The sequence below is a fragment of the Streptomyces sp. NPDC001373 genome (genome assembly GCF_042895815.1).
Classification (GTDB): domain Bacteria; phylum Actinomycetota; class Actinomycetes; order Streptomycetales; family Streptomycetaceae; genus Streptomyces.
This window is the reverse complement of the sequence record NZ_JBIAWQ010000016.1, coordinates 39,986-59,625: the sequence shown is the minus strand read 5'-3', so window position 1 is coordinate 59,625 and position 19,640 is coordinate 39,986. Positions and strand designations below refer to the sequence as shown.

Sequence of the window (19,640 nt, the reverse complement as noted above, 5' to 3'; positions counted from 1 at the left end):
GCCGTGCGGGCCCGGGCCCGGTCTCAGGTGCTGCGGGAGGCGGCCAGGGCGAGGGTCAGCAGCCCCAGCACCACCCAGCCGAACCACAGCCAGCCGTTGCTGCCGAGGGCCACGGAGTACGTGGAGACGGCCACCAGGGCGGCGAAGGTCGTGACGGCCATCGCCTTAACGGATCCGTTCATGCCCCATGGTGGCGCGCCGACGGGCTCCGGCGCTACTGGCCGCGCCCTCGCAGCGAGGCGAGATAGGCGTTGTACTCCGCCAGCTCCTTGTCGCCGTCGCGGTCCGCGGCCCGGTCCGAGCGCCTCGCCGCCCGCTGCTCCGAGTGGTACCACTGGTAGACCAGCGCGATCAGCACCAGCACGGAGGGGATCTCGCTGAAGGCCCAGGCGATGCCGCCGCCCCAGTGCTGGTCGTCCAGGGCGTCGATGCCCAGGGAGGCCGCGGGGTTCGCGTACGTCTTGATCATCGGCTCGCTGGCCATCATCAGGGCGATGCCGAAGAAGGCGTGGAAGGGCATGCCCGCGAAGAGCTCCAGCATCCGCATCACGTAGCCGGGGCGGTGCGGGCCCGGGTCCACGCCCATGATCGGCCAGAAGAAGATCAGGCCGACCGCGAGGAAGTGGACCATCATGCCGATGTGCCCGGCCCTGCTCTGCATCAGGAAGTCGAAGAGCGGGGTGAAGTACAGGGCGTAGAGGCTGGCGATGAACATCGGGATGGTGAAGGCCGGGTGCGTGATGATCCGCATGTAACGGCTGTGCAGCAGCATCAGGAGCAGCTCGCGCGGGCCCTTGCTGCCGCGGGCCGCCGGCGGCAGGGCGCGCAGGGCCAGCGTCACCGGGGCCCCGAGGAGCAGCAGGATCGGGGTGATCATGCTGATCACCATGTGCTGGACCATGTGCACGCTGAACATGACCATGCCGTAGTCGTTCAGCTTGGTGCACATCACCAGCACCACCGTCAGCACGCCGGCCACGAACGAGAGCGTCCGGCCCGGCGGCCAGGCGTCCCCGCGCCGGCGCAGCCGCAGCACGCCCCATCCGTACAGGGCGAGCCCGATCAGGGAGCCGAACAGGAAGAACCCGTCGAAGGAGAACTCCAGGCCGCGCCCGAGGGTGAACGGCGGCAGGTCCATGTTCATGTCCATATCCATGTTCATGTCCATGCCGTGACCGCTGTGGTCCATCTGTTCACTCCCTTGACTGTGGCGCCCCACCACAGTAGTGCCGCCCCCGGACGCGATCGCGTCCGGGGGCGGCACCAGGGGTCAGAACGGGTGGAACATCACAGAACCGTCTGCGCCTCGTCGTACCGTGCGTCCGGGACGGTCTTGAGGGTCGAGGTGGCCTCGGAGAGCGGGACCATCACGATGTCGGTGCCGCGCAGGGCCGTCAGCATGCCGAACTCGCCCCGGTGTGCCGCCTCGACCGCGTGCCAGCCGAAGCGGGTGGCCAGGACCCGGTCGTAGGCGGTGGGCGTGCCGCCGCGCTGGACGTGGCCCAGGATGACCGGACGGGCCTCCTTGCCCAGGCGCCGCTCCAGCTCCACGGCGAGGATGTTGCCGATGCCGGCGAAGCGCTCGTGGCCGTACTGGTCCGTGCCCCCCTGCTCGTAGTCCATCGAACCGGAACGCGGCTTGGCACCCTCGGCGACCACGACGATGGCGAACCGCTTGCCGGCCGAGAAGCGCTCGCCGACGATCGCCGTCAGCTCCTCGATGTCGAAGGGGCGCTCCGGCACCACGATGGCGTGGGCGCCGGCCGCCATGCCCGAGTGCAGGGCGATCCAGCCGGTGTGGCGGCCCATGACCTCGACGACCATCACGCGCTGGTGGGACTCGGCGGTGGTCTTCAGCCGGTCCAGGGCCTCCGTGGCCACTCCGACGGCGGTGTCGAAGCCGAAGGTCACGTCGGTGGAGGAGATGTCGTTGTCGATCGTCTTCGGTACGCCGACGATCGGCAGGCCGCCCTGCGCGAGCAGGTTGGCGGCCTTCAGCGTGCCCTCGCCGCCGATCGGGATGATCGCGTCCAGGCCGAGGTCCGCCACGTGGCCCCGGGCCCGCTCCACGCCGTCGCGCAGGTGGGCGGGCTGGACGCGGGAGGAGCCGAGGATGGTGCCGCCGCGGGCCAGGATGCCGGCCACCGAGTCCAGGTCGAGCTTGCGGTAGTCGCACTCCAGCAGGCCGCGCCAGCCGTCGTGGAAGCCGATGACCTCGTCCCCGTGGTCGACGACGGCGCGGTGCACGACGGAGCGGATGACGGCATTGAGGCCGGGGCAGTCGCCACCGGAAGTGAGCACACCAATGCGCATGGCACAGAGAACCTTTGCAACGTGGGCCGACGACCGGACCACGTCGTCCGGTTGGAACTAACCGTCACCCTACAAGCGGATTCCCACTGGGCTGAACCATCGTCCACATCGAGGACCTACGAAACGGAAGATCGTACGAAAGCACGTCGGCCCGGACCCCCGAGGGGGTCCGGGCCTGAGGCGTACGGCTCGGTGCCGCCGCGCGCTACGCGGGCTGCGTGGCCGCCGCGATGCGCTCCTCGCGCAGCGCCTCGTACCAGCGGTCGTCTATGGCCGGCAGCGCGTTCACGTCGAGGGCCAGCTTCAGCAGCAGGTCCGCGATCAGCGGGTTGCGGGCCATGACAGGACCGTGCATGTACGTACCGAAGACGGTGTCGTTGTACGCGCCCTCGGTGCCGTCGCCGGTGCCGTTGCCCCGGCCGAGCCGGGTCCGGGCGAAGGGCTTGGCCGTCGGGCCCAGGTGCGTGACGCCCTGGTGGTTCTCGAAGCCCGTCAGCGGCGGCAGGTTCAGCCGCGGGTCGATGTCGGCGAGCACGTCGCCGACGCACCGCTCGCCCTCGCCGCGCACGGTCACGACGTCCAGCAGGCCCAGCCCCTCCTGGCGCTGGCCCATGTCGTTGACGAACTCCTTGCCGAGGATCTGGTACCCGGCGCAGACGGAGAAGACGATCGCCCCGTTCGAGACGGCGCGCTCCAGGCCGCCGTCGCGCAGCAGCCGCTCCGCGGCCAGCCGCTGCGGCCGGTCCTCGCCGCCGCCGATCAGGTAGATGTCGCCCGAGGTGGGGATCGGCTGGTCGCTGCGCACGTCCACGCGCTGCACGTCCAGGCCGCGCTGGCGCGCCCGGCGCTCCACCACGAGGGCGTTGCCCTGGTCTCCGTACGTGCTGAGCAGGTCGGGGTAGACCCACACCAGACGCAGGCTGTTGTCGCTCATGCTCTTGTCCTCTATGGGTGACTAGTTGCCGACGCGGCGGCGCACGTCCTGGAAGGCGGTGTAGTTGGCGATCAGCTCGATCTGCCCGGGCGGCGCCAGCTGCACGGCCTCGTCGAGGGTCTCGCAGACCCGGAAGTCCAGGCCGGCGACCTCCAGGCGGACGGCCAGGTCCAGCTTGCGGTCGCCGATCACGAAGATCGGGTGGCCGGCGAGCCGCGGGTAGTCCACGTCCCACAGCCACGAGGTGTCGGTGCCGTCCGCGCCGCGGGCGTTCACGGACAGGATCACCGGCGCCGGCGGGCCGTCGATCAGCGAAAACGTTTCGAGCCAGCCGGCCGGGTTCTTCGCGAGCAGCAGACGCAGCTCGCGGCCCTGGAAGCCGACCACGTCGTAGCGGCCGGCGACGGCCTGGACCTGGTACATGCGCTCCAGCGCGACCTGCGGCGGCACACCGAACACGGCGGCCACGGCGGCCGAGGTGGCGGCGTTCGCCTTGTTCGCGCGGCCCGGCAGCTGGAGGTGGATCGGCCAGGCGCTGCCGTGCGGGTCCAGCACGTGGTCGCCGGAGAGCACCCAGGTCGGGGTCGGGCGGCGGAAGCCGCACTCGCCGCAGAACCAGTCGTCGCCCGGGCGCTGCATGACGCCGCCGCAGGAGGGGCACGACCAGGCGTCGTCCTTCCACTCCTGGCCGGCCGCGACCCACACGACGGTCTGCGACGAGGACGCCGACCAGACGATCAGGGGGTCGTCGCAGTTCGCGACGATGACCGCCTTGGAGCCCTGGAGCCCCTCGCGCCACTTCTCGGCGAGCATGCGGGTCTCCGCCGCGCGGTCCAGCTGGTCGCGGGAGAGGTTCAGCAGGGCGATCACCTTCGGGGTGACGTCCCGGGCCACCCCGGCCAGGTACTTCTCGTCCACCTCGATGACGCCGTACTTGGCGTCCGAACCGCCGGCCAGGGCGGAGGTGATGCCCGCAGGCATGTTCGCGCCCAGCGCGTTCGAGACGACCGGACCGCTGGCCCGCAGGGCCTCCGCGATCAGACGGGTCGTCGTGGTCTTGCCGTTCGTCGCGGAGACGAGGACGACATCGAGATGCTGCGCCAGCGCGCCGAGGAGATCGGGGTCCAGCCTGAGCGCGACCTTGCCACCGATCACCGATCCGCTTCCGCGTCCCGCGGCCCGCGACACCGCCGCCGCGGCCTTGCCCGCCGTCACGGCCAGCTTGGCCCGCGGCGAAAGCGGCTCCGTGTTGCCTGCCATCGTCCTTTGTCCTCCTAGCGTCGGTCGCCCCAGCCTATCCAGTACAGGCCGGAGCCTTGACCGCGGCGCCCCCGGTCAGCCGCGGATCTCCTCATATATTCGTCCGTCGTACCCTTACGGCCATGCGACAGCGCCCCATCCCCGGTACCACCGGACTCGTCCGCACCATGAGCCTGCTGGGTGATCCGGTGCTCCACTCCGCCTGCGCCGAGGTCACCGACTTCGGCCCCGAACTCGACCGCCTCATCGAGGACATGTTCGCCACGATGTACGCCGCCCAGGGCGTCGGACTCGCCGCGAACCAGATCGGCACCGGGCAGCGCGTCTTCGTCTACGACTGCCCCGACGACGACGACGTCCGCCATGTGGGACACGTCGTCAACCCCCGCCTGGTCGAGGCGGACGGGGACGAGTTCGTCGGCCCCGAGGGCTGCCTGTCGCTGCCCGGCCTGGAGGCGGGCACCGCCCGCTTCGACCGCGCGGTCGTCGAGGGGGTGGCCTCCGACGGGACGCCGGTGCGGATCGAGGGCACCGGGTTCTTCGCCCGCTGCCTCCAGCACGAGTGCGACCACCTCGACGGCACCGTCTACGCGGACCGGGTGACCGGTCTGCGCGCCCGCCTGCTGCGCCGGGCCATCCGCAAGACGGCCTGGGGCCGGGCGGCCGGACAGAAGTAGCCCGGCCGGGCCGGCCGCCGGCGGGGCCGGCCCGGTCAGAAGCCCGGGCCGTCCTCGCGGTTGCCGGCGGTGGCCAGGCGGCCCCAGAGCAGGTCGGTGAGCCCCGCCACCAGATCGGCCCGGGTGCACGGGCGTTCGCCGAGCCACCAGTCGCCGGCGGCGTGCATCATGCCGACGATGCCGTGCCCCCAGATCCGCGCGAGCTGTTCGCCGCCCGGGCCGAGGTCGACGCGCTCGCCCACCACCTTCGCCAGCTCCTCGCCGAGCCGGCGCAGCAGCGGGGCGGAGTGCAGGCCGACGTCGAAGCCGCGCTCGGAGCTCTGCGAGTCCTCGGCGGGATGCATCAGGAACCGGTACACCTGGGGGCGGGCCTCGATGGCGGCGAGGTAGGTGTCGAGGGTGGCCTCCACCCGGCTGCGCCGCTCGGCCGGGGCGTCGAGCGCGGCCCGCAGCGAGTCGAGCAGCGCGTCGGTGTGCCGGACGGCCAGGGCCTGGTAGAGCCCCGCCTTGTCGCCGAAGTGACGGTAGAGGATGGGCTTGGTGATGCCCGCCTCCGCCGCGATGGCGTTCATGGAGGCCTTGGGGCCGTCCCTGAGGACGACGCGGTCCGCCGCCTCGAGCAGTTCGCGCCGGCGGCGCTCGCCGGCTCCCGGCTCCCCGGCTCCGGCCTCCTGGGTGGTCTGCATGACGTGTTTCTCTCCCCGCCCTTGCGATGTGCGTGACGCCCACGCAACGTAACACCCCGCACACCCTGGCGATCGAACCGGCGGCGCTTGACAGTGCTTACCGGCCGGTAACAGACTGTGGCCATCGTTCAGGTTACCGGCAGTAACTCGCGGGGCGGGGCTACCGGGCGGGGCCGTGAGGCCGTGTGCATCAGCTGGAGGGGACATGGCGGAGTTCACCATGGAGCTCAGCGACGACCAGAAGCAGGTCCGCGACTGGATCCACGGCTTCGCCGCCGACGTGATCCGCCCCGCGGCGGCGGAGTGGGACGAGCGCGAGGAGACCCCCTGGCCCGTCATCCAGGAGGCCGCCAAGGTCGGCATCTACTCGCTGGACTTCTACGCCCAGCAGTTCTTCGACCCGACCGGCCTGGGCGTCCCGATGGCCATGGAGGAGCTCTTCTGGGGCGACGCCGGCATCGCCCTGTCGATCGTGGGCACCGGACTCGCGGCCATCGGCGTCCTCGCGAACGGCACCGAGGAGCAGATCGGCACCTGGATCCCGCAGATGTACGGAACTCCCGACGACGTGAAGGTTGCCGCTTTCTGCTCCTCGGAGCCGGACGCCGGCTCCGACGTCGGCGCGATGCGCACCCGGGCCGTCTACGACCAGGCCAAGGACGAGTGGGTGCTCAACGGCACCAAGACCTGGGCCACCAACGGCGGCATCGCCAACGTCCACATCGTCGTCGCCGTGGTCGACCCCGGGCTCGGCACCAAGGGCCACGCCTCCTTCATCGTCCCGCCGGGCACCCCGGGCCTCTCGCAGGGCCAGAAGTTCAAGAAGCACGGCATCCGCGCCTCCCACACGGCCGAGGTGGTGCTGGAGGACGTGCGCGTCCCCGGCTCCTGCCTGCTCGGCGGCAAGGAGAAGCTCGACGAGCGGCTCGCGCGGGCCCGCGAGAAGGCGAAGGCGGGCGGCGAGCGGGTGAAGAACGCCGCCATGGCCACCTTCGAGGCCTCCCGGCCCGCGGTCGGCGCGATGGCGGTCGGCACGGCCCGCGCCGCGTACGAGGTCGCCCTCGACTACGCGAAGACCCGCACCCAGTTCGGGCGGCCGATCATCGACAACCAGGGCGTGGCCTTCCAGCTCGCGGACATGCGCACGCAGATCGACGCGGCCCGGCTGCTGGTGTGGCGGGCCTCGTGGATGGCGGTCGCGGGGAAGCCCTTCACCGCGGCGGAGGGCTCCATGTCGAAGCTCTACGCGAGCGAGGTGGCCAAGAAGGTCACCGCCCAGGCGGTGCAGATACTCGGCGGCAACGGCTTCACCCGGGAGTACCCGGTGGAGCGGATGCACCGCGACGCGGCCATCTACACGATCTTCGAAGGGACGAGCGAGATCCAGCGCCTGGTGATCGCCCGCACCCTCTCGGGGATGCCGATCCGCTAGCCGCAGGACGTGAGGGGCCCGCTCGCGGGAATCCTCGCCCTGCCCCTCCGGAAGGGCCGGGCGAGGCGGCCGCGGCCCGTGTGATCCTGGCCACTCCCGGGGCTCGGGGGGTGGATGGGTTGCGTTGATCGTCCTGGTTTGCCGGGGGCATGGGCCGCGGGATTGCGGGGCGGTGGGCTCCGCGTGCGCACGAGAAGATCCCGACGGCCGGCATGAGCGCATGGTGAGCGGGCATACACACCTTGAACTCGACCTCGAAAACGGGTTCCGTCCGGCGGTGGCGATCGGTAATACTCGCCGCCACCGTGGATCGCGGAATCGACCGGGTGACCACCGGCCCTCCCGCCCCACACTGCGAGGAGGTGCGCCATGTGCTCCCACCAGCCCCCCTGCCCGCCCGCCGACAGCGCCGACCGTGACGCTGCCCGCACCGTGGCCTTCCATCCCGAACAGGGCTGGAGCCTGCTCTGCAACGGCGTGGTGGTCTTCGACGACACCGGGGAACTGCTCCCCGAAGGCCGGACGGTGGAACCCCGTCGCCCGGCCCTGGTCTGAGCGAGGAGGCAGCATGCGCCAGCAGCTGATCCGCAAGCCCGTCCCCAAGCCCGCCCCCCGAGACCTGGACCTGCGCACACCGTCGGGCAGACCCCTCCCGTACTGACGGGAGCCCTCGCCTTACGGCGTCCACCGGCCGCCTCTCAGCCGGTGGGCGCCCCCGCGCCGCCCCGGAACGCGGTCTCGTACGCCGCGTCGCCGATCGCCGCCCTGGCCTGCCGTTCCCCCTGGTCCCTCAGGGCCGTCAGGGAGGGCGAGCCCATCTGCGGCCGCCCCACCGTCCGCCACCAGGCGTGCCCCGTGCCCAGCAGCCGCGCGGCCAGTTCCCCGTCGCCCAGGGCCGCCACCGCCGCCGCCAGCATGTCCAGCCCGATCGCGATGCCGAAGCGGTCGTTCAGCAGCCGCTTTCCCGAGAGCATCGCCCGTACGTGCCGGGCGGCCTCCCCGTGCTGGCCGAGCCCGAGCGCCGCGAAGGCCAGCACGTAGTCCGCGTACGCCCGCAGCCAGCGCTCGCCCAGCTCCACGCAGGCCTCGCGCAGCCCACGGGCCTCCTCGGCGGCCTCCTCGAAGCGCCCCAGGTCGCACAGGGCGTACGAGCTCACCAGCTGGCACAGCAGCCGCCCCGCGCCGCCTCCGGTCCCGCCGCGGCCCGCCCGCGCCCGGGGTCCCGCCAGCGCGAGCGCCCGCGCCGGGTCGCCCGGCATCAGGAGGGACACCGACCGCAGGTAGGCGGCGCGCTGGCGCCCCTCCGGATCGCCGAGCCCGTCCGCGGCCCGCACGCAGGCGAGGCCCGTCAGCCGGGCCGCCCCCAGGTCGCCCTGGAGCAGCATCGTCAGCCCGAGCGCCCACAGCGCCTGGGCGTGCGCGGCCCCCGTCGGCGGGACCTGGGCCAGGGCCCGCTCCAGGAAGCCCCGGCCCTCCTGGAGGTGGCCGCAGGAGAACCAGAAGAACCACAGGGCCCCGGCCATCTCCAGGGCCGCGTCGGGGTCGGTCCCCAGGAGGTGTTCCAGCGCGGTGCGCAGTTGTGCGTGCTCGGAGCTCATCCTGCGGTACCAGTCCACCTGCCCCGGCCCCATCCACCCCTGTTCGGCGGCCCGGGCGAGGGCGGCGTACCAGTGGGCGTGACGGTCGGCGACGGCCCCCACCTCGTCCAGCTCCTCCAGCCAGTCGTGGCCGAACTCGCGGATGGTGTCCAGCATCCGGTAGCGGGCCCCCGCCCCCCGCTCCCGGGACCGGCGCACGACGGACTTCGCGACCAGCCCCTCCAGCAGCCGTTCCACCCGCGCCGCGGGCAGCGGTCCGCCGGCGCACACCGTCCGGGCGGCGGCCGCGTCGAAGTCCCCGGCGAACACCGACAGCCGGGCCCACAGCAGCCGTTCCAGCGGCTCGCACAGCTCGTGGCTCCAGCCGATCGCGGTCCGCAGGGTCCGGTGCCGGGCCGGCAGGGCGGCGCCGGTGGTGTCCGAGAGCACCTCGAAGCGTGCGCCCAGCAGCTGGGCCATCCGCTCCAGCGTCCACAGCCGCAGCCGGGCCCCGGCCAGCTCCAGCGCGAGCGGGATGCCGTCGAGGCGGCGGCAGACCTCGGCCGCGAGGGCCGCACGGACGGGGTCGGCGAGGGCGGCGGCGGCCTGCGGGGCGGCGGCCAGGGCGCGGGCCCGGAAGAGGGCGAGGGCGTCGCTGTCGGGGCCCTCGCAGGGCAGCGGGCGGACCTCCAGGACGGTCTCGCCGGGGGAGCCCAGCCGCTCGCGGGAGGTGACCAGCACCGTCAGTCCGGGTGCGGACTGCAGGAGTTCACCCACCAGGTGCCGGACGGGGGTGACCAGGTGCTCGCAGGTGTCGAGGACGATGAGCAGCGTCTTGTCGGCCATCCACGCGCACAGCTCCTCGTCGAGGGACTGCGCGGCGTGGGGAGCGGCGCCGATGGCCAGGCCGAGGGCGTGGGCGAGGGTGGTGGTCAGGAGTCCGGGGTCGCGCAGCGGGGAGAGCTCCACCCACCAGACCCCGTCGGGCCGGAACCGGCCGGGGCGGGCGGCGGCCCGCAGGGCGAGCCGGGACTTGCCGACTCCGCCGACCCCGGTCAGGGTGACCAGTCTTCGCTGGTCCAGCAGGCCGTCGAGGCGGTCGAGTTCGGCCTCGCGGCCGAAGAAGCTCGCCGTTTCCGGCGGTAGGTTTCCCGGCACGGCGCCAGATTCTGACGTATCGCCGCCGTCGGCGGCACCTGCCTGACCGTGGTTGACCGAGTACTCACCGAACACGGATGTATTGTGCGCGATCTTCTTTGCGGGGCGTGCCGTTCGGCCCGGATCGGTGCCGGCGGGCCGGCCGGCGGCCGTCAGCCGGGGAGGGTGATCCGGCGTTCCTCGGAGAAGGCCCCCCAGGTGCCGTCGGGCAGGCGGGCGCGGAGTTTCAGGGTCCAGGCGGTCCCGGCCGGCTCGGTGGTGGTGAGCCGGTAGGAGGCCCGTCCCCGCGGTACGGCTCCGGCGCCGAACTGGATGACCGTGACGGGCCGGTCGTTGACGTAGAGCTGGTACTCGGCCGTCTCACGGCCCGTGTCCGGGGCGCTCCAGCCCAGGTCGACGGTGCCGGGGGAGGCGGTGGCCGTGAAGCCGCCGGGCGCGGTTCCGGGGCCCCGGGCGGGATCACCGGGGGTGGTCACGGCCACCGCCGGCCCGTCGGGGGAGCTGTTGTCGGAGCCGTCGCGGGCCCGGACGGTGAAGGAGTAGGCGGTGCCCGGCTGGAGCCCGGTGAGGGTGGTGGAGCCCTCGGAGCCGCCGGTCGTGTGGATCCGGACCCCGCCCTGGTAGACGTCGTACGCCGTCACGCCCGTGTCGTCCGTCGCGGGGGTCCACTCCAGGCGGACCGCCCGGGGGCCCTCGGGGCGGGCGGCGGTGGTGGGCGGCGCGGTGGGCGGCAGGTGGTCCTCGGCCCGGGCGGCGGGGGTGGTGACCCGCGCGGCGGCGCTCGGGGCGGAGCGGTTCCCGGCGGCGTCCCTGGCCCGGACCGTGAACGCGTAGGCGGTCTGCGGGGCGAGGCCGGTGACGTCCACCATGGTCTTCTCGGCGGGGAGTTCCCGGACGAGCCGGCCGCTCTGGAAGACCTGGTAGCCGGTGACCCCGTCGGCGGGCGGGGCCGTCCCCCACATCACGTGGACCGAAGTGGCGCTGCCCGCCTGGGCGGTGAGCCCGCCGGGGGCGTGCGGAGGACGGGTGTCCCCGTCGGCGCCGCACGCCGTCAGCGCGGCGGCCAGGCAGAGGGCGAGGCCGGCGCGGGCCGTCCCGGCGCGGCGCGGGGCCGTGATGGGTCGCACGGGGTGCCTTCCTCGTACGTGCTCTCGTAAAGGTCCAGACATGTATGGCACGGGTGGGGCGGCCGGACAAGCCCCCGGTGGCCGGGAATCGGCGTCCGTATGGCCGGGTTCGTCACTTTCTGATCTCGTCTGGCATTATTGCGATCAGTTTGCAATAACGGATGATCTTGAACAGGGATGTGCACAGCGTGACGGCCCGGACCGTACGGGGAGCCGCGGGCGCGGCGTTCACCGCCGCACTCATCGCGGGCGTGACGGCCTGCTCGAACCCCTCGGCCCCCGCCCCGGCCGACACCGCCGTCGTCGCCATCGCCACCGAACCGGAGACCCTCAGCCCGCTGCTCGGCTACGGCAAGGACGGCAACTCCAAGGTCTTCGACGGACTCCTCGCCCACGACGCGGACATGAAGCTCAGGCCCGCGCTCGCCGAGGCACTGCCGCAGGTCTCCGCCGACGGCCGCACCTACACCTACAGCCTGCGCCGGGGCGTGAAGTTCAGCGACGGAGAGCCCTTCTCCGCCGAGGACGTCGAGTTCACCTACCGCACCATCCTCGACCCGAAGACCAACAACCCCTCCAGGACCGAGCTGGACGCGATCGAGAGCGTCGCGGCCCAGGGGGCGGACCGGGTGGTCTTCACCCTCAAGTACCCCTACGCCCCCTTCGCCGAGCGGACCGTCCTGCCCATCGCCCCCGAGCACGTCGCGGGCCCGCAGGACGTCAACAGCGGCGAGTTCACCACCAGGCCGGTGGGCACCGGCCCCTACGTCCTCACCGGCTGGTCCCGGGGCGAGAAGCTCAGCTTCAAGGCCAACCCCGGCTACTGGGGCGGCGAGCCCGCCGTGAAGAAGCTCACCATGGCCGTCGTCAAGGACGACGACGTCCGCGCCACCCGGCTGCGCTCCGGCGAGCTCGACGGGGCCGTCCTGCCCCCCCAACCTCGCCCGCGGCTTCGAGAAGGACCGCACCAGGAGGATCCACACGGCCAGGAGCTTCGACTACCGCAACGTCACCCTCCCGACCCACCACCCGGTCACCGGAGACGTGGCGGTCCGCCGGGCGCTCGACCTCGCCGTCGACCGCAGGGCCATGGTCGACACCCTGCTGGACGGCGCCGGCAAGGCCGCCTACGGCCCGGTCCCCACCGACAGCCCCTGGTTCGCCCCCGGCACCGAGCGCCCGTACGACCCCGGCCGCGCCGGGCGGATCCTCGACGAGGCCGGCTGGAAGACCGGCGAGGACGGCATCCGCGCCAAGGACGGGGTCCGCGCCTCCTTCCCGCTCTGGTACACCTCCGGCGACAAGATCCGCCAGCACCACGCGCTCGCCTTCGCCTCCGACGCGAAGAAGGCGGGCATCGAGGTCAGGACCGAGGCCGGGACCTGGGAGGTCATCGAGCCCCGGATGAAGACCGCCGCCGTCCTCGCGGGCGGCGGCTCCCCGGCCGACCCCGACTTCGACCAGTACCAGCTGCTGACCTCCTCCCTCGCCGGCGACGGCTTCAACAACATGGCCCGGTACGACAACCCGGCCGTCGACCGCGCCGTCGCCGACGGCCGCACCGGCGGCGACCCGGCCGCCCGCAAGGCCGCCTACGACACCGTGCAGCGCGAGCTCGCCCGGGACCCCGGCTACGTCTTCCTCACCCACATCGACCACCTCTACGTCCTGGGCGACCGGTGGGAGGGCCCGTCCACCCAGGTCGAGCCGCACGACCACGGCCTCGGCTCCGGCCCGTGGTGGAACGTGGAGACCTGGAAGCCGAAGCAGAAGTGACCCCCCGCCTCCCGAACCTGCCGTGGGGGCCCATGGGGCGCATGGCCGGGCGGCGGCTGCTGGCCGCCGTCCCGGTCCTGCTCGCCGTCACCCTCGGCGTCTTCACCGTCGCCGGACTCTCCCCCTTCGACCCCGTCAAGGCCTACGCCGGCACCGCCGGACTCACCGCCTCCGGGGCCGAACTCGACCGGCTGCGCGCCAACCTGGGCGTCGACCGCCCGCTCCTCGCCCGCTGGTGGGAGTGGCTCACCTCCGCGCTCACCGGCGATCTCGGCGACTCCGCCGCCTTGCGCCGGCCCGTCGCCGACGCCATCGCCGAGCGCCTCGGCTGGTCCGCGCTGCTCGCCGGCTGCGCCTTCGCCGTGGCCGTCCTCGTCGGCACGGGCCTCGGTGTACTCGCCGCCCGCCGCCGGGGCGGACCGCTGGACCGGACCGTGAGCGGCCTCGCGTACACCCTGGAGGCGGCCCCGGCCTACTGGCTCGGGCTCCTGGCCGTCTGGCTGTTCTCCGTACGGCTGGGCGTGCTGCCCTCCGGCGGACTCACCGACGCGGCCGCCGACACGGTCACCCCCGGCCAGGTCGCCTCCCACCTGGTGCTGCCCGCGCTGGTGCTCGGGACCTCCCAGCTGCCCTGGTTCTTCCTCTACGTGCGCCAGGGGGTCGCCGACGCCCTGGACGAGGACCCCGTACGCGGGGCCCGCGCGCGGGGACTGTCACAGCGCCGGGTCCTGCTCGGGCACGCCCTGCGCTCCGGGATGCTCCCGATGCTGACCCTCATCGGCTCCCGGGTGCCCGAGCTGATCACCGGCGCCCTCCTCGTGGAGACCGTCTTCAGCTGGCCCGGCATCGCCGCCGCCACCGTGCAGGCCGCCACCTCGGTGGACTTCCCGCTGCTGGCCGCGCTGACCGTCCTGGCCACGGCCGCGGTCCTGGCCGGCAACCTGCTGTCCGACCTGCTGTACGGGCTCGCGGACCCGAGGGTGGGATTCGATGGCTGACCCCGGAACCCCGGTGGTCTGGCGGACGCACGGTCCCGGCCGCCGCTCCACCCGCGCCCTGCGGGTACGCGCCTCGGCCGCCGTGGCGCTGCCGACGGCCCTGGCCGTGCTGGTGGTGCCCCCGCTGGTCCTGCTCGACCAGCAGGCCGTCGACTTCTCCGCGAAACTGCTGCCGCCCTCCTGGGCACACCCCTTCGGGACCGACGACGTGGGCCGGGACCTGCTGCTGCGCTGCGTCTACGGGCTGCGCGTCTCGCTGCTGGTCGGCCTGGTCGCCGCGCTCACCGCCACCGTGATCGGCACGGCCGTCGGCGCGGCCGCCGGGGCCCTGGGCGGCTGGACCGACCGGCTCCTGATGCGGGCCGTCGACACCCTCTCGTCCGTCCCGCACCTGCTGCTCGGCGTGTTCGTCGTCGCCCTCTTCCGGCCCGGCGTCTGGCCGGTGGTGGCCTCGGTGGCGGTCACCCACTGGCTGTCCACCGCCCGGATCGTGCGCGCCGAGATCCTCTCCCTGCGCGGCCGGCCGTACGTGGACGCGGCCGTCTCCGGCGGGGCCTCGCGGTGGCGGGTCGCCGTCCGGCACCTGCTGCCCGGAGTGCTGCCGCAGGCCGGGCTGGCGGCGGTGCTGATGGTCCCGCACGCCATGTGGCACGAGTCCGCCCTGTCCTTCCTCGGCCTCGGCCTGCCCGCCCACCAGGCCAGCCTCGGCACCCTCGTGCAGGGCGGCCGCGGCTCGCTCCTGGCCGGCGACTGGTGGCCCACGCTCTTCCCGGGCCTGCTGCTGATCCTCCCCACCCTCGCCGTCGCCGGTCTCGCGGGCGCCTGGCGCGACCGCCTCAACCCCCGCCGAAGCACGGAGGCGACCCTGTGACCCGCCGCGACCCCGCACCGCCCCGCGCGCCCGAGGCCGACGAGGCGTGCGTGCTGCGCGTCGACGGGCTCTCCGTGCGGTTCCGCACGGCCGGGGGCCGGTACGTGGAAGCCGTCACCGACGCCGGCTTCCGGCTGGGGGCGGGGGAGTGCCTCGTGCTCGTCGGCGAGAGCGGCTGCGGGAAGTCCGTGCTGGCCTCCGCCCTGCTCGGGCTGCTGCCCGGCAACGCCGAGACCACCGGCTCCGCCTTCCTCGCCGACGGACTCGACCTGCTCGCCGCCGACGAGGACACCCTGGCCCGCACGGTACGGGGCCGGCGCGTGGGCCTGGTCCCGCAGAGCCCCGCCGCGCACCTCACCCCCGTCCGCACCGTCCGCTCCCAGCTGGAGGAGACCGTCCGGGAACTCACCGGCATCCGCTCCCGGCGCGGAGTCGCGGAGGCGGCCGAAGCCGCCGCAGCCCGGACCGCCTTCCCCGCCGACCACCTCGACCGCCACCCCCACCAGCTCTCCGGCGGCCTCGCCCAGCGCGCCGCCACCGCCCTCGCCCTCGTCGGGGACGCCCCCCTGCTGCTCGCCGACGAGCCGACCACCGGCCTCGACCGGGACCTCGTCGAGCGCACCGCCGACCAGCTGCGCGCCCACACCCGGGACGCCGGCCGCGCCCTGCTGATGATCACCCACGACCTGGCCGCCGCCCGGCGCGTCGCGGACACGGTCGCCGTCATGTACGCCGGCCGGATCGTCGAACTCGCCCCCGCCGCAGCCTTCTTCGACGGACCCGGCCCCCGCCACCCCTACTCCCGCGGGCTGCTCGACGCCTTGCCCGAACGCTCCTTCACCCCGATCCCGGGTGCCCCGCCCGAGCTCGGCGACCTGCCGCCCGGCTGCGCCTTCGCCGCCCGCTGCGCCCTCGCCGACGCCACCTGCCGGACCGTCCGGCCGACGCTCACCGAAGGGGCGGCCTGCCACCGTGCTTGAGCTGAGGGGCATCACCACCGGCTACGACCGCCGCGGCCCCGTCGTCCGCGACGCCCACCTCGTCCTGCGCCCCGGCGAGGCCCTCGGCCTGCTCGGGCCCAGCGGCTGCGGCAAGTCCACCCTGGCCCGCGTCGCCGCCCTGCTGCACCGGCCCGACCGCGGGACGGTGGTCCTCGACGGCCGCGCGGTGCCCGGCTTCCGGCACCGGGCCCCGCGCTCGCTGCGCACCGCCGTCGGCGTCGTCTTCCGGCAGCCCCGGCTCTCGGCGGACCCCCGCCTCAGGCTGCGCGACCTCGTCGCGGAACCGCTCCGCGCCACGGGCCGGCGCGCGGAGGCGGCCGCGGCGGTGGACGCCCTGGCCGAACGGGTCGGCCTCGGGGCGGACCTCCTCGGCCGTCACCCCCACGAGGTCAGCGACGGCCAGCTCCAGCGCGCCTGTCTGGCGCGGGCGCTGGTGCTGCGGCCGCGCTGGCTGGTCTGCGACGAGATGACGGCGATGCTCGACGCCTCCACCACGGCCGCGCTGGTCGGCGTGGTCGAGGAGTACCGGAGGGAGAGCGGAGCTGGCCTGCTGGCCGTCGGGCACGATCCGGTGCTGCTCGGCCGCTGGTGCGACCGCACGGTGCACTGGAGCGACATCGCCCGCGGTTGACCGACTGTTGCGCCTTCATGAATCCGACTGGGCGCCGATCACCCTCGGACCCGACGGAACGGCGTACGTCGGCGTGTCCAACGGCATCGTCGCGGTCCGCGGCGGCGGCTGACGCGGACGCCGGCCGGGCCCCCGCCCGAGGAGGGGCGGGGACCCGGGGCGCCGCGCGCTATACGGCGGACTCCAGCCGGCGCCCGGGCTCGCGCTCCTGCGGGTCCCGCGGCCCGGGTGCGGCCGGGGGAGCGGACCGCACGAGGTCGAGGCTGGCCTCCAGGTCGTCCAGGGCCAGGCGGGCCGCGGCGATCCGGTCCCGGACCTCGTCGGCGGCGTCCGTGTCCCGCTGCGCCCGCTCGCGCGCCCTGGCGTCGGCCTCCTCCATCTCCCGGGCCTCGTCGAGGGAGTTGAGGACCACCCCGATCAGTACGTTGACCAGCACGAACGAGGCGAGCAGCGCGTACGAGGCGTAGTAGAGGATGCTGAACCGGGAGATCTCCAGCCCGGCCCGGACGGCGTCCGTCAGCCCGTCCAGGGTGGTCAGCAGGAACAGGGTGAGCGCGGCCCGGCCGATCGAGCCGTAGTGCTGCGGGTCGGAGTGGGCGAAGCAGACCCAGCCGACCATCGCGTACACGTACACCACCAGTGCGCCGACGAACAGGAAGCTCGCCGTGCCCGGCAGGCTGCGCCCCACCGCGAGCAGCAGGATGCGCAGGTGCGGGAGGAAGCGGGCGGTGCGCAGCACGCGGGCCAGGCGCAGCAGCCGCAGCACGGTGGTGTTCGAGCGCAGGAACGGCAGGAAGGCCGAGGCCACGATCAGCAGGTCGAAGATGTTCCAGGGGTCCCGGAAGAATGCTTTCGGCCGGTCGGCGTAGGAGCCCAGGCGCAGCACCATCTCCAGGGTGAACAGGACGAGGCAGCCGTCCTCCGCCAGTTGCAGCAGCCGGCCCTGCGAAGCGGCCAGGCCGCTGTACGTCTCCGCCCCCATCAGTCCCGCGTTGACCAGGATCACGATGAACACGCCCATGCCGAACGAGGGGGCCTCGGTGATCCCCCGGCAGCGGGCTGCAAGTCTCCTGCGGCCGGACCCGGCCTGTGTGGTGTCCGTCATCTCGCTCCTCGTACTCGTGCTCGCGCGTACCGCCCGGACCGGCGTCCGGCGGACCGGCGCGCGGCGCGGGCGCACGAGCCGGTCCGCCCTTCTAACGCCCCGCGGCCGAACGGGTTTCAGCTGCTGCGGCCCGCTGCGGACCCGCCCGGGGGCGTAAGCCCGCGGGCCGATGTCCGTACGGAGCGCGGTCGTTACGGTCAAGGCATGAACACGACAGCGCTGCGAGCGCCACATGGAACGGACACGGGAGGGCGGGCGCGGACCGCCCTCATCGACGGGGGCGGAGCCGTCCTCCACCTCCTCACCGCCGGACTGCTCCTCGGCTCCGGCCCCCAGAACACCGGGCCGGTGGCGGCGGCCGTGCTCCTGCTCGCGCTGAGCCTGCTGGCCGGGCTGCTCCGGCGCCGGACCCTGGCGGCGCTGGCCCTGACCGTCCTCGCCGGCACGCTCGTCGCCTTCGGGTCCGTGGGGCCCCACGGACCGGACCGGCTGCTCGTCTACCTCCCCGTGGACCTCGTCCTCGGCCTCGTCGTGGCCGCGCGCCCCCGACGGCAGGCGATCGCCGCCGGCACCGCCGTCGCGGTGGTGCAGGTCCTGGCCGTCGGACTGCTCGCGCCCGGTTCCACCCTCGTCGGCGCGCTGCTGATCTCGGTCCTGGCCCTCTGCACCTGCTGCATGGCCGGCCTGCTGGTGCGCCAGCGGCGCGTCCACGCCGGGGAACTGCGGGCCAGGGCGGTGACCGAGGCGGTGACCGCCGAACGCCTGCGCATCGCCCGCGAGCTGCACGACATGGTCGCCCACAGCATCGGGGTCATCGCCATCCAGGCGGGGGTGGGCAGCCGGGTCATCGGGACCCGGCCCGAGGAGGCGCGCAGCGCGCTCGGCGCCATCGAGAGCACCAGCCGGGAGACCCTCGCGGGCCTGCGCCGGACCCTGGTCGCCCTGCGCCGGGCCGAGCCCGAGCAGGACGCGGGCCCCGCCCCGACGGGGCCCGCGCCCGGAGTCGCCGACCTCGACGCCCTCGCGGCCTCCCTCACCGGCTCGGGCGTCACCGTGGACGTGTGCCGGACCGGCGAGCCGCGCCGGCTGCCCCCGGACATCGACCTGGCCGTCCACCGCATCGTGCAGGAGGCCCTCACCAACGTCGTCCGGCACGCGGGCGGCCGCGCCCGGGCCCGGGTGACCGTGGACTTCGGGGAGGAGGAGCTGCGTGTGGAGGTCGTCGACGACGGCGGGGGAGCGGCCGTGCGCCCCGGCCGGCCCGGCTTCGGGATCACCGGCATGTACGAGAGGGTCGGCCTGCTCCACGGCCGCTTCAGCGCCGGCCCCCGCCCCGAGGGCGGATTCCGGGTCGCGGCGGAACTCCCGCTGCCCGCCGCCGACCCGCTGGAGGGGCCGTGACGCCGGCGCCGGTCCGCGTCCTGCTCGTCGACGACCAGCCGCTGGTCCGCTCCGGGCTGCGGGTGCTCATCGGCGAGACCGCCGACCTGGAGGTGGTGGCCGAGGCCGGCACGGGCGAGGAGGCCGTCGAACGGGCCGCCGCGCACGGACCCGACGTGGTGGTGATGGACATCCGGATGCCCGGCATGGACGGCATCGAGGCCACCCGCCGGATCACCGGCGGACCGGCCGCGCCCCGGGTGCTGGTGCTGACCACCTTCGACGAGGACGAACACGTCTACGGGGCGCTGCGCGCGGGCGCGAGCGGCTTCGCGGTCAAGGACATGGCTTTGGAGGACATCCTCGCGGCGATCCGCGTGGTCGCCGCCGGGGACGCACTGATCGCCCCGGGCGTCACCCGCCGCCTGATCGCGGACTTCGTCCGCGGCCCCGGCCCCGGTGCGGAGCGCACGCCGGGACGGGCCCCTTGGGCGGGGGCGGGCATCACCGACCGGGAACGCGAGGTCCTCACGCTGGTCGGCAGGGGCCGGTCGAACCAGGAGATCGCCGAGGAGCTGTTCATCTCCGTCGCCACCGCCAAGGCCCATGTGGCACGGCTGTTCGCCAAGCTGGGCGCCCGCGACCGGGTCCAGCTGGTGATCACGGCGTACGAGATGGGGCTGGTCTCCCCGGCAGGCTGAGCGGGCCGAGCGG

19 protein-coding genes and 1 pseudogene are annotated in these 19,640 nt (G+C 73.9%); 10 read left to right on the top strand and 10 right to left on the bottom strand.

Translation table 11 applies throughout. The features are described from left to right. Positions 1–23: 23 nt before the first annotated feature. From ACFY15_RS28450 to ACFY15_RS28430, 5 genes are all read right to left on the bottom strand, one after another. Complete coding sequence (locus ACFY15_RS28450) at positions 24–182, bottom strand: hypothetical protein (RefSeq protein WP_390689693.1); 159 nt, start codon at positions 180–182, stop codon at positions 24–26. 32 nt (positions 183–214) lie between these two features. Then, a complete protein-coding gene (locus ACFY15_RS28445) occupies positions 215–1,189 on the bottom strand; it encodes a cytochrome c oxidase assembly protein (protein WP_390689694.1) in 975 nt (324 codons plus the stop codon). Positions 1,190–1,287: 98 nt separating this feature from the next. Further along, positions 1,288–2,313, bottom strand: coding sequence for a 6-phosphofructokinase (locus ACFY15_RS28440; protein ID WP_390689695.1), 1,026 nt, complete (start codon positions 2,311–2,313; stop codon positions 1,288–1,290). A 205-nt stretch (positions 2,314–2,518) separates the two neighbouring features. Then, a complete protein-coding gene (locus tag ACFY15_RS28435) occupies positions 2,519–3,247 on the bottom strand; it encodes a type 1 glutamine amidotransferase (protein ID WP_042809884.1) in 729 nt (242 codons plus the stop codon). A 21-nt stretch (positions 3,248–3,268) separates the two neighbouring features. Then, positions 3,269–4,507, bottom strand: coding sequence for a MurT ligase domain-containing protein (locus ACFY15_RS28430; RefSeq protein ID WP_390689696.1), 1,239 nt, complete (start codon positions 4,505–4,507; stop codon positions 3,269–3,271). Positions 4,508–4,629: 122 nt separating this feature from the next. Between ACFY15_RS28430 and def the strand changes: the two genes are divergently transcribed. Next, positions 4,630–5,184: a peptide deformylase gene (gene def / locus ACFY15_RS28425; protein WP_390689697.1), complete on the top strand. Its 555-nt coding sequence runs from the start codon at positions 4,630–4,632 to the stop codon at positions 5,182–5,184. 35 nt (positions 5,185–5,219) lie between these two features. Here def and ACFY15_RS28420 read toward each other — a convergent pair whose 3' ends face one another. Continuing rightward, positions 5,220–5,870: a TetR family transcriptional regulator gene (locus tag ACFY15_RS28420; protein WP_366454253.1), complete on the bottom strand. Its 651-nt coding sequence runs from the start codon at positions 5,868–5,870 to the stop codon at positions 5,220–5,222. Positions 5,871–6,075: 205 nt separating this feature from the next. Here ACFY15_RS28420 and ACFY15_RS28415 point away from each other — a divergent pair, with 205 nt between their 5' ends. Together ACFY15_RS28415 and ACFY15_RS28410 are read left to right on the top strand one after the other, a co-directional pair. Further along, positions 6,076–7,302 (top strand): acyl-CoA dehydrogenase family protein, encoded by a 1,227-nt coding sequence (locus tag ACFY15_RS28415; RefSeq protein WP_390826311.1) that lies wholly within the window; start codon positions 6,076–6,078, stop codon positions 7,300–7,302. A gap of 369 nt (positions 7,303–7,671) precedes the next feature. Then, positions 7,672–7,857 (top strand): DUF5999 family protein, encoded by a 186-nt coding sequence (locus tag ACFY15_RS28410; protein ID WP_042809879.1) that lies wholly within the window; start codon positions 7,672–7,674, stop codon positions 7,855–7,857. 143 nt (positions 7,858–8,000) lie between these two features. Here ACFY15_RS28410 and ACFY15_RS28405 read toward each other — a convergent pair whose 3' ends face one another. The 3 genes from ACFY15_RS28405 to ACFY15_RS28395 form a co-directional block, all read right to left on the bottom strand. Further along, positions 8,001–10,037, bottom strand: coding sequence for an ATP-binding protein (locus tag ACFY15_RS28405; protein WP_390689699.1), 2,037 nt, complete (start codon positions 10,035–10,037; stop codon positions 8,001–8,003). A gap of 152 nt (positions 10,038–10,189) precedes the next feature. After that, a complete protein-coding gene (locus tag ACFY15_RS28400; protein ID WP_390826310.1) occupies positions 10,190–11,164 on the bottom strand; it encodes a fibronectin type III domain-containing protein in 975 nt (324 codons plus the stop codon). A gap of 112 nt (positions 11,165–11,276) precedes the next feature. Next, a complete protein-coding gene (locus tag ACFY15_RS28395) occupies positions 11,277–11,480 on the bottom strand; it encodes a hypothetical protein (protein WP_390826339.1) in 204 nt (67 codons plus the stop codon). Between ACFY15_RS28395 and ACFY15_RS28390 the strand changes: the two are divergent. From ACFY15_RS28390 to ACFY15_RS28370, 5 genes and pseudogenes are all read left to right on the top strand, one after another. Continuing rightward, a pseudogene (locus tag ACFY15_RS28390) lies at positions 11,416–12,940 on the top strand (ABC transporter substrate-binding protein). The gene ACFY15_RS28395 and the pseudogene ACFY15_RS28390 sit on opposite strands and share 65 nt — an antisense overlap. A 32-nt stretch (positions 12,941–12,972) precedes the next feature. Then, complete coding sequence (locus ACFY15_RS28385) at positions 12,973–13,938, top strand: ABC transporter permease (RefSeq protein WP_390826336.1); 966 nt, start codon at positions 12,973–12,975, stop codon at positions 13,936–13,938. After that, entirely contained in the window at positions 13,931–14,809 is an 879-nt protein-coding gene (locus tag ACFY15_RS28380) for an ABC transporter permease (protein WP_390689702.1), read from the top strand. Before ACFY15_RS28385 ends, ACFY15_RS28380 begins: the two co-directional genes overlap by 8 nt. After that, positions 14,806–15,789, top strand: a complete 984-nt coding sequence (locus tag ACFY15_RS28375) for an ABC transporter ATP-binding protein (protein ID WP_390826309.1) — start codon at positions 14,806–14,808, stop codon at positions 15,787–15,789. The genes ACFY15_RS28380 and ACFY15_RS28375 overlap by 4 nt, the downstream gene beginning before the upstream one ends. Next, positions 15,782–16,441, top strand: a complete 660-nt coding sequence (locus tag ACFY15_RS28370; RefSeq protein WP_390826308.1) for an ABC transporter ATP-binding protein — start codon at positions 15,782–15,784, stop codon at positions 16,439–16,441. Before ACFY15_RS28375 ends, ACFY15_RS28370 begins: the two co-directional genes overlap by 8 nt. 169 nt (positions 16,442–16,610) lie before the next feature. Here ACFY15_RS28370 and ACFY15_RS28365 read toward each other — a convergent pair whose 3' ends face one another. Then, complete coding sequence (locus ACFY15_RS28365; RefSeq protein ID WP_390689704.1) at positions 16,611–17,546, bottom strand: ion transporter; 936 nt, start codon at positions 17,544–17,546, stop codon at positions 16,611–16,613. A 204-nt stretch (positions 17,547–17,750) separates the two neighbouring features. On the opposite strand from ACFY15_RS28365, the gene ACFY15_RS28360 reads away from it, so the two are divergent. Beyond that, entirely contained in the window at positions 17,751–18,947 is a 1,197-nt protein-coding gene (locus ACFY15_RS28360; protein ID WP_390689705.1) for a sensor histidine kinase, read from the top strand. Continuing rightward, entirely contained in the window at positions 18,944–19,627 is a 684-nt protein-coding gene (locus ACFY15_RS28355; protein ID WP_390689706.1) for a response regulator, read from the top strand. Before ACFY15_RS28360 ends, ACFY15_RS28355 begins: the two co-directional genes overlap by 4 nt. Positions 19,628–19,640 lie beyond the last annotated feature (13 nt).